This is a genomic window from Curtobacterium sp. 1544 (genome assembly GCF_040544915.1).
Taxonomy (GTDB): domain Bacteria; phylum Actinomycetota; class Actinomycetes; order Actinomycetales; family Microbacteriaceae; genus Curtobacterium; species Curtobacterium pusillum_C.
This window is the reverse complement of record NZ_JBEPKX010000049.1, coordinates 1-9,705: the sequence shown is the minus strand read 5'-3', so window position 1 is coordinate 9,705 and position 9,705 is coordinate 1. Positions and strand designations below refer to the sequence as shown.

Here is a 9,705-nt window from a genome sequence, read left to right as displayed (position 1 = left end):
CGTTAGACCACGCCCGGACACCTCCCGCCCCCGGCGCGCCCGGCGGTGGGGGCCGGCCGTCTAGAGTCCCCCACCCCTTGTCGGGCTATAACCCCCCCCCCCCCCCCCCCCCCCGGGCCTCCAGGCGGTTGCGTTCTGCCCCTAGCCGCGGCGGCGGCGACCTTCGACGACGGGCGTCGCCGTGGTCTGCACCTTCGAGCCCGAGTAGATGTGCTCGATGTCCGCGGCGAAGTCCTTCACCACGACCGACCGCTTGATCGTCAGCTTCGGCGTGAGGTGGCCGGACGCCTCCGTGAGGTCGGTGTCGAGGATGGTGAACGACCGCACCGACTCGGCCCGGGACACGCGCTGGTTGGCGGCGTCGATGGCCTCCTGCACGGCCTGGTGGACCCGCTCGTCGTAGGCGGCCTCGTGCGGGGTGAGCGCCGGCGTGATCCCGCGCGTCTCGCACCAGCCGCCGAGCATGTCCCGGTCGAGCGTGACGAGGGCGGCGACGAACGGCTTGCCCTCGCCGACGACGACGACCTGGCCGACGATCGGGTGCTCGCGGATGCCGTCCTCGAGCGGTGCCGGGGCGACGTTCTTGCCGCTCGCCGTGACGATGAGCTCCTTGGCGCGCCCGGTGACGGTGAGGATGCCGTCGGAGTCGAGCCGTCCGAGGTCCCCGGTGTGGAACCAGCCGTCGGGCTTCGCCTTCGCGGTCGCCTCGTCGTTCCGCCAGTAGCGGTCGAACACGTCGACGCCGCGGATGAGGATCTCGTCGTCGTCCGCGATCCGGATCTCCACGCCCGGGAGCGCGCGGCCGACGCTGCCGATCCGGAGCTCGCCGGCGCGGTTCACGGTCGCGGGGGCGGTGGTCTCGGTGAGGCCGTAGCCCTCGAGGATGAGCACGCCGATCGACCGGAAGAAGTGCGACAGCCGCGGGGAGAGCGGGGCCGAGCCGCTGATCGCGTACTGCACGCGTCCGCCGATGGCGTCACGGAGCTTGGCGTAGACGAGCTTGTCGAACAGCTTGAACCGCAGGGCGAGGCCGAGCGGCACCTTCCCCTTCGCGAGTGCCTCGGAGTGGGCGACGGCGGTCCGGGCGGCCGCGCGGAAGATGTTGCCCTTGCCGCCGAGGTCAGCCTTCTGCTCGGCGGAGTTGTAGATCTTCTCGAACACGCGCGGGACGGCGAGCAGGAACGTCGGCTTGAAGGTCGACACCGCCTGCATGAGGTCCTTCGTGTCGGGCTCGTGGCCGACCAGGACACCCTCGGCGACGCTCATCGCGGCGATGAACCGCGCGAAGACGTGGGCCATCGGGATGAACAGCAGCGTGGAGGCATCGTCCGCGACGACCTCGGGCATCGCCTCGGAGGCTCCCTCGACGGTCGCCGTGAAGTTGTCGTGCCGGAGCACGCACCCCTTCGGCCGGCCGGTGGTGCCCGACGTGTAGATGATCGTGGCGTCGTCGTGGCCGTGCACGTCGGCGGTGCGGGCGTCGAGCTCGGCGTCGGTGACGTCCTCGCCGAGGCGGGTCAGGTCGTCGAGGCCGCCGCCGTCGATCGTCCAGTGCTGCCCGAGGTGCGGCAGGTCCGGCGCGATGGAGGCGACCCGGCGTGCGTGCTCCTCCTGCTCGACCACGATCGCGACCGACTCGGAGTCGGAGAGGATCCAGCGCACCTGGTCGGGGGAGCTGGTCTCGTACACGGGGACGGACACCAGGCCGGCGGTCCACACGGCGAAGTCGACGAGCGTCCACTCGAGGCGTGTGCGCGACAGGATCGCGACGTGGGCGCCGGGTTCGAGGCCGGCGGCGACGAAGCCCTTCGCGATCCCGCGGACCCGACGGTGGACGTCGGCCGCGGTGATGGTGGTCCACGTGTCGCCGTGGCGCTCGGCCAGGATCGGCCGGTCCGGCGTCTTCCTGGCCCGCTCGGAGAGCAGGCGCGCGGCTGAGCCGTGGTCGGGTGCGGTGATCGGGGTTGGGTGCCGCTGATCGTTCACGGTGACTCCCTTGTCGGCCGGTTCGATTCGAGTGCGCCTCATCCTCGAGGCGACACCGCCAGCATAGGGCGCGGTGGCGTGCGTTCCATGTGGACGCACGGAACCGGTAGGCTCGACCCTCGTGCACGCCATCGGAATCGACATCGGGGGCACCAAGATCGCGGGTGCGGTCGTCACGGAACTGGGCGAGATCGTCGCCGAGGACCGGGTGGCCACCAACGCTGCGGACCCGGACGCCATGCTGGACGACGTCGTCGCGATGGTCTCGCGACTGCGCGCCGCGAACGAGGTCAGCGCGGTCGGCGTCGCCGCCCCTGGTTTCATCGACGCATCGCAGTCGATCGTCTACTACACGCCGAACATCCGCTGGCGGAACGAGCCGCTGCGCCAGAAGCTGCAGCAGCGCATCGGCGACCTGCACATCACGGTCGACAACGACGCCAACGCGGCGGGCTGGGCGGAGTTCCGCTTCGGTGCCGGTCGGTTGGTGTCCGACATGACCATGCTCACGATCGGCACCGGTGTCGGCGGCGCGATCGTGACCGAGGACCGACTGTTCCGCGGGGGCTTCGGCACCGGCGGCGAGATCGGACACCTCCGCATCGTGCCGAACGGCCTGCCCTGCGGGTGCGGCGCGCGCGGCTGCATCGAGCAGTACGGCTCCGGTCGCGCCCTGCAGCGCATGGCGAACGACGTCGCGGACGCCGGGGGCATCGGGCAGGCACTGGCCGAGGCGCGCGAGGCGAACGGCGGCGAGCTCGACGGGCACATCGTCGGCGACCTGATCCTGGCCGACGACCCCGGTGCCCTCGCGGCCCTGCGGCGGCTCGGTCGGCACCTCGGCGAGGCCTGCGCCTCGCTGTCCGCCGTGCTCGACCCGCAGCTGTTCGTCTTCGGCGGCGGTGTCGCGAGCGCGGGGGACCGGCTGCTCGACCCGATCAAGCAGGCGTACCTCAACAACCTCCCGGCCCGCGGGTACCACCCGGAGCCGGACTTCGTGATCGCCGAGCTCGTCAACGACGCCGGTGTCGTGGGCGCAGCCGACCTCGCCCGGATCCACGCCCGCACTGCCTGACGGAGTCGACGATGACCTACTGGCTGCTGAAGAACTTCCTGCTCGGTCCGCTCATCCTCACCCTCTTCCGGCCGTGGGTCGTCGGTCGTGAGAACGTTCCGGCCAAGGGTCCGGTGATCTTCGCCTCGAACCACATCTCGTTCATCGACTCGGTGATCCTGCCGGCCGTGCTCGACCGGCGCGTGTCGTTCCTGGCGAAGAGCGACTACTTCACCGGGCGCGGACTCAAGGGCTGGCTGACGAAGACGTTCTTCAACGCCATCGGCCAGCTCCCGATCGACCGCTCCGGCGGCAAGGCATCAGAGGCCTCGCTCCGTGCGGGGCTGCAGGTCCTGGCGCGCGGCGAACAGCTCGGCATCTACCCCGAGGGCACCCGCAGCCCGGACGGCAAGCTCTACCGCGGCCGCACCGGCATCGCCCGGATGATCCTCGAGGGCCGGGTCACCGTCGTCCCCGTCGCCATGGTCGGCACGCGCGAGGTCCAGCAGATCGGGCAGCGGATCCCGAAGTTCAAGCGCGTCGGCGTCGTGTTCGGCAAGCCGCTCGACTTCTCCCGGTTCGAGGGCTTCGAGACCGACCGCTTCATCCTCCGCAGCGTCACCGACGAGGTCATGCACGCACTCGCCGGCCTGAGCCGCCAGGAGTACGACGACGTCTACGCGACGAGTGTCAAGGAGCGGGCGAGCACCGCGCGCGAGCAGGTCCTCCGGGGCAAGGTCACGCGGAATGGTCGGGACGCCTCGGCACGTTAGGATTCGAAGGCCCCGCCGACCGGTGGAGCGTCACCCCTTCGAGAACACCGAGGTACCACCCTTGTTCGAGTCGACCGACTTCGTCGCCCTGCAGGATCCGGACGTCATCGAGGGCCTCGACTACTGGCGGACGCTCCCGATCAAGCAGCAGCCCACGTGGCCCGACGCCGCAGCTGCCGAGGCCGCGTCGGCCGAGATCGCCACGCTGCCCCCGCTCGTCTTCGCGGGCGAGGTCGACAAGCTCCGTGAGCGCCTCGCCTCCGCTGCGCAGGGCAAGGCGTTCCTGCTGCAGGGCGGCGACTGCGCCGAGACCTTCGCCGGTGCCACCGCGGACTCGATCCGCGACCGCGTGAAGACGATCCTGCAGATGGCCGTCGTGCTGACGTACGGCGCCTCGATGCCCGTCATCAAGATGGGGCGCATGGCCGGGCAGTTCGCCAAGCCGCGCTCCAGCGACTTCGAGACGCGCGGCGACGTCACGCTGCCCGCCTACCGCGGCGACATCGTGAACGGCTACGACTTCACGCCGGAGAGCCGCCAGGCCGACCCCCGTCGCCTCGTGCAGGGCTACCACACGGCCGCGTCGACCCTGAACCTCGTCCGCGCCTTCACGCAGGGGGGCTTCGCCGACCTGCGCCAGGTGCACTCGTGGAACAAGGGCTTCGCGTCGAACCCGGCGAACGCCCGGTACGAGCACCTCGCGAAGGAGATCGACCGCGCGATCCGGTTCATGGACGCCTGCGGTGCGGACTTCGACGAGCTGAAGCACGTCGAGTTCTACGCGTCGCACGAGGGGCTGCTCATGGACTACGAGCGCCCGATGACCCGCATCGACTCGCGCTCCGGTCTGGCCTACGACACCTCCGGGCACTTCATCTGGATCGGTGAGCGCACCCGTGACCTCGACGGCGCCCACGTGGACTTCCTGTCACGTGTGCGGAACCCGATCGGCGTGAAGCTCGGTCCGACCACGAGCGTCGACGACATGAAGGCCCTGGTCGACAAGCTCGACCCGAACCGCGAGCCCGGTCGCCTGACGTTCATCACGCGCATGGGCGCCGGCAAGATCCGCGACGAGCTGCCCAAGCTGCTCGAGGCGATCAAGGGCATGGACGCCAACCCGCTGTGGGTCACGGACCCGATGCACGGCAACGGCCTGACCACGCCGACCGGCTACAAGACGCGCCGCTTCGACGACGTCGTGGACGAGGTCCTCGGCTTCTTCGAGGCCCACCGCGAGGTCGGCACGTACCCGGGCGGCATGCACGTCGAGCTCACCGGCGACGACGTCACGGAGTGCCTGGGCGGCTCGGAGCAGATCGACGAGGCCACCCTCGCCACCCGCTACGAGTCCCTGTGCGACCCGCGGCTGAACCACATGCAGTCGCTCGAGCTCGCGTTCCTCGTCGCCGAGGAGCTCAGCGCCCACCCGCACGTGCGCGCGTAGCGCGCGGCGGCGGCTTGCCGGCGGGCGTCCGTCTGGCTGGGTCCGCCAAAGCGACAGATTCCCGCGGAAGATACGCGGGAATCTGTCGCTTTCGCGTTGCGGACGGTGAGCGTTCCGCCGGATCTGTCGCGTTCATGCACTGGTCGCGCTGCGTCACGGCCTTGAGGCGCATGGCGGCGCCGCCACGCTCCTCCAGGCCGTCGGGTGCGCACCTGTGGGTCGTGCGCCGGCAGTCCGTGGGTCCGACCGGGCGGTCCCGTTCGTCAAAGCGACAGTCTGCCGCCGGAACACTGCGGCAGACTGTCGCTTCGGCGGCTCTGAACCGTGCGCAGCACGGCAGACTGTCGCTCTCGCGGCAGAGAGCCGCTTCGGGGCGGGCGCGACCGCCGCGCCTACTGCTTGTAGGCCAGCGTGATCGTGTCGCCGCGGTGCACGGTGGTGCCGGCCGCCGGGTCCGTGGAGTCGACGGGCAGTGAGGCCTTCCAGTCGTAGAAGCCGCACAGGATGTTCGTGCAGTCGGGGACCGAGACCTTCAGCCCGAGGTTCTCGAGCGTCGAGGTGGCGTCGTTGATCGTCTTCCCCTGGACGTCGGGCAGCGAGATCGGCGCGGGGCCCTTCGAGACGACGAGGTCGACCGCCGTGCCCTTGACCGCGGGGTCGTCCTGCGCCTTCGCGGAGATGATCTGCCCCTCGGGCACGTCGTCGCTGAACTGGCCCTCCTGCGCGCCGATGGTGAGGCCGACCGCGTCGAACGCGGCGGTCGCCTCGTCCACGGTCCCGCCGACGACGTCGGGGACCGGGCCGAGCGAGACCGTGAGGGTGACGGGGCCGCGTTCGCCGTAGGTCTCCGTCTTCGAGAGGTCGATGGTCGCGCCGTCGGTGCCGAGGCCGGTGGCCGCGATGACGGTGTCCTTCGCTGCGTCGGCGGAGAACTGGTACTGGTCGTCCTGCAGCTGGAAGTCGTCGTCGAGTGCGGCGGTGACGGTGGAGATCGGCTGGCCGACGATGGCCGGCAGGGAGATCATCTTCGGGCCGTTCGACACGACGATCTGGATCGCGGTGCCCTTGCGGACCTCGCGCTTCGCGGCGGGCTTCGTCGTGGAGACCTGGCCCTTCGCGACGACGGCGTCGAACCGGGTGGCGGTCGTCGATGCCGTGTGGAGGCCCTGTGCCTCGAGCAGCTGGCGCGCCTGGGACACGGACTTGCCGGCGACCTCGGGGATGCGAACGTTGCCCCACGGTCCGGGGCCGAGCGCCCAGCCGATCGACCCGCCGATGGCCATGAGCACGAGGACGACGACCAGGACGATCCAGCCGCGCTTCCGGCGCTTGGCGGACTTGTCGGCGAGGCGTTGACCGGCGGGGGAGAGCGCTCCGGGCTGCGACCCCGTGCGGCGCGGTCCGGGGGTGTTCCGGCCGCCGCGTGCGGGGGGCCGTTGTCCGCCGGTGGCACCGGCGGGCTCGAGGATCGTCGTGGCGTCGCCGGAGTCCGCCGACGACGGCGAGGCGCTGCCGGCCGGCAGGATGGCGGTCGCGTTCTCGGGGCGCAGCACGGCGGTGCGGTACTGCCCCGTCGCGCGCTGCTGGTTGCCCGACATGTGGTCGAGCATCTCGCGGGCGTCGCTCGGTCGGTCGTCGGGGTTCCGCGCGGTGGCCCAGGCGACCAGGTCGTCGAGCTCCGGCGGCACACCGTCGACGGCGGCACTCGGCGCGGGCACGGAGTCGTTGGCGTGCTGGTACGCGATCTGCATCGGCTGCTCGCCCTTGTAGGGCTGCTCGCCGGTGAGCATCTCGTAGAGCATGATGCCGAGCGCGTAGATGTCGCTGCGGGAGTCTGCGGCTCCGCGGGTCACGAGCTCGGGGGAGAGGTACGCGATCGTGCCGAGCAGGGCTGCACCGGTAGCGGTGTTCGCGGTCGTCGCCCGCGCGAGCCCGAAGTCGCCGAGCTTGATCCGGCCGTCGTCGGCGAGCAGGACGTTCTCGGGCTTGAGGTCGCGGTGCACGATGCCGGCGCGGTGGGCCGAGGCGAGGCCGGCGAGGACCGCACGGAGGATGTCGGTCGCCTGCTCGGGCGTCAGGGCGTGGTGCTCCTGCAGGAGGTCCCGGAGCGTGATGCCGGGGATGTACTCCATGACGATGTAGGCGGTGTCGTCCTCGGCACCCTGGTCGTACACGCCGACGAGGTTCGGGTGGGACAGTCGGGCGGCGGAACGGGCCTCTTGGATGAAGCGCTCGCGGAACGCCTGGTCGTCCGCCAGGTGCCCGTGCATGATCTTGATCGCGACGCGTCGCTCGAGGCGGACGTCGGTCGCGAGGTACACGGTCGCCATGCCCCCGCGCGCGATGCGGGAGCGTACGCGGTACCGGTGATCGATCATGCGACCGATCATCGGGTCCGTGGCGGCGTTGGTGGTCATCGGCGGCATTCTACGAATGGGGACTGCACGGACCCGCACTGACGCACCGGTCGTGACCGAATCTCGATCTTGCGGATGACTCGGGTTCGCCGGGCGGCCAGGCGTGGGCAAGCGCGCCGGGCGGCCGGACGCACGCGCCGGGCGGCCAGGCTCAGAGCGACGCCAGCAGGCTCTGCGCGGTCTTCTCCCACTGCGCGTACGCCTTCGGGTACGCCGACACCTGCACGGCCTGCGCCGCTGTGGTGACGTCCATGGAGGACCACCCGGCGATGTCGAGCAGCCCGCGGGTGTGGCCGGGGTTGCCGGTGAAGAACAGCTTCGCCGCCGTCGCCGGGTCCTGCAGCACCGCCGCGGATCCCCAGCCCTGGCTCGGCCGCTGCTGGAACAGGCCGACCGAGTCGCGGTCGCCGTGCGACAGGTTGCGGAGACTGGACTCCTGCATCGCCGCGGCCAGGGCGATGACGATGCCGTGGTCCGAGACGCCGAGCGAGCGGCCGACGGAGACGATCGTCGCCGCGTTCCCCCGCTGCTCCGCGGAGAGGGACGGGCCGGACGACGGCAGGACGAGCGTCTTGCCGGCGTAGATCGTGCTCGTGTACGTGAGGCCGTTCGCCGAGAGGAGTGCCGACACCGTCACCCCGTGGGCGGAGGCGATCGAGGCGATGGTGTCGCCCGTGCCGATCTTGACGCTGCCGGCGCGCGCGGACGAGCCCGAGGCGACGGCAGGAGTGGCAGTCGCGGCCGGCGCGGCCACCGCAGCCCCGGCCGACGGCACGCGCAGTGTCTGCCCGGGGTAGATCACCGAGCGCTGGGACAGCTTGTTCGCGCTGAGGAGCGCGGTGGTCGACACGCCGACCCGGGACGCGATGCCCGACACGGTGTCGCCCTGCTTGACGTGGTAGCTGCCCGAGGCCGACGACCCGGTGCTGGCCGACGCGGTCGTCACGGCGGGCGTCGAGGCGAGGTGCAGCGTCTGTCCGGGGTGGATGATCGTGTTCCAGCCGAGGCCGTTGCGCACGAGCACCTCCTGCGCGGAGAGGCCGTAGCGGGCGGCGATGCCGGAGACGGTGTCCCCCTGACGTACGGTGTAGGTGGTGGGCGCAGCCGACACGGCAGCGACGGTGGTGACCGTGGTCTGTGACGGACGGGCGACGGCGGTACCGAAGACCGGACGGTCCCCGACGTTGCGGTCCTGGTCGACGTGCCGCTTGTTGGCGCTGTCGTCCTCGTGGCGCGGTTCGGCGTGTGCGACCGGCCCGGTGAGACCGGCGGTGACCGCGATCGTCCCCGCGAGGACGATGGGCATGGTGGCGAACCTGGCGGATCGTGCGCGCCGGGCGTCTTCGTCTGCAGCGTTGACCACGGGTTTCTCCTGTCCTTGCGGTGAGCCGTGCGCGCGCGTGCGCACTCACAGGTGGCTCAACGCTGGCATGGCGTGATTCCCAAGTCAACCAGAGAGTCGGATGTTGCGTGTGTGACGAATGTGACGAACGTGACGGTGTGCGGTCTTCTGCGGCTCTGGCAACATGGGGAACGTGAGTGCTGCACCCGTCGACGACCTGACCCTCTCCGAGCGCTGGCTGACCGTCCCCGAGCTGGTGGACCTCTTCAGCACGAGCCCCGGCCGGATCCACCGCCTGTTCGAGGAGAAGACCCTGCTGGCGGCCCGCGTCGGCGGCGTCCTCCGCGTGCCGAGCGAGTTCATCGAGGACCGCGAGCCCCTGCCCGAGCTGCGCGGCACCCTCACCGTCCTCAGCGACAACGGGTTCACCGACGACGAGGCCGTGCGCTGGATGCTCACCGTCGACGACATCATCGGCACCTCGCCGATCGCCGCCCTGCGCGCCGGTCGCAAGGCCGAGGTGCGTCGCATCGCCCAGTCGCTGCTGTAGACGTCCCCATCGGACGGACTGGAGGCGGGGGGGGGGGGGGGGCCCCCCCCCCCCGCCGCGCCGGGGGGGGGGGGGGGGGCCCCCCCCAGGAGAGTAAGCACGGGCGCCCCCGGCCCCCCTGGCGGCAGCGTGTTGT

7 protein-coding genes are annotated in these 9,705 nt (G+C 71.1%); 4 read left to right on the top strand and 3 right to left on the bottom strand.

Features of this window, described 5'->3' with window-relative positions; translation table 11 throughout:
• Nucleotides 1-141 precede the first annotated feature (141 nt).
• Nucleotides 142-1,986: an AMP-dependent synthetase/ligase gene (locus ABIC61_RS18390; RefSeq protein ID WP_354031058.1), complete on the bottom strand. Its 1,845-nt coding sequence runs from the start codon at nt 1,984-1,986 to the stop codon at nt 142-144.
• Between the two features lie 121 nt (nt 1,987-2,107).
• On the opposite strand from ABIC61_RS18390, the gene ABIC61_RS18385 reads away from it, so the two are divergent.
• From ABIC61_RS18385 to ABIC61_RS18375, 3 genes are all read left to right on the top strand, one after another.
• The gene (locus ABIC61_RS18385) at nt 2,108-3,061 is read left to right on the top strand and encodes an ROK family glucokinase (protein WP_079238825.1); all 954 of its coding nucleotides are present in this window, start codon (nt 2,108-2,110) and stop codon (nt 3,059-3,061) included.
• 11 nt (nt 3,062-3,072) lie between these two features.
• On the top strand, nt 3,073-3,813 hold the full coding sequence (locus ABIC61_RS18380) for a lysophospholipid acyltransferase family protein (protein WP_144750442.1): 741 nt from the start codon (nt 3,073-3,075) through the stop codon (nt 3,811-3,813).
• A 61-nt stretch (nt 3,814-3,874) separates the two neighbouring features.
• Nucleotides 3,875-5,260, top strand: a complete 1,386-nt coding sequence (locus ABIC61_RS18375) for a class II 3-deoxy-7-phosphoheptulonate synthase (RefSeq protein WP_097179459.1) — start codon at nt 3,875-3,877, stop codon at nt 5,258-5,260.
• Nucleotides 5,261-5,652: 392 nt separating this feature from the next.
• On the opposite strand, the gene pknB is transcribed toward ABIC61_RS18375, so the two are convergent.
• Nucleotides 5,653-7,677 carry a Stk1 family PASTA domain-containing Ser/Thr kinase gene (pknB, locus tag ABIC61_RS18370; RefSeq protein WP_354031057.1) on the bottom strand — a complete coding sequence of 675 codons (2,025 nt, stop codon included), beginning with the start codon at nt 7,675-7,677 and terminating at the stop codon, nt 5,653-5,655.
• A 151-nt stretch (nt 7,678-7,828) separates the two neighbouring features.
• On the bottom strand, nt 7,829-8,983 hold the full coding sequence (locus ABIC61_RS18365) for a LysM peptidoglycan-binding domain-containing protein (protein WP_354031056.1): 1,155 nt from the start codon (nt 8,981-8,983) through the stop codon (nt 7,829-7,831).
• A gap of 229 nt (nt 8,984-9,212) precedes the next feature.
• Between ABIC61_RS18365 and ABIC61_RS18360 the strand changes: the two genes are divergently transcribed.
• Nucleotides 9,213-9,569, top strand: a complete 357-nt coding sequence (locus ABIC61_RS18360) for an Rv2175c family DNA-binding protein (RefSeq protein ID WP_260852541.1) — start codon at nt 9,213-9,215, stop codon at nt 9,567-9,569.
• Nucleotides 9,570-9,705 lie beyond the last annotated feature (136 nt).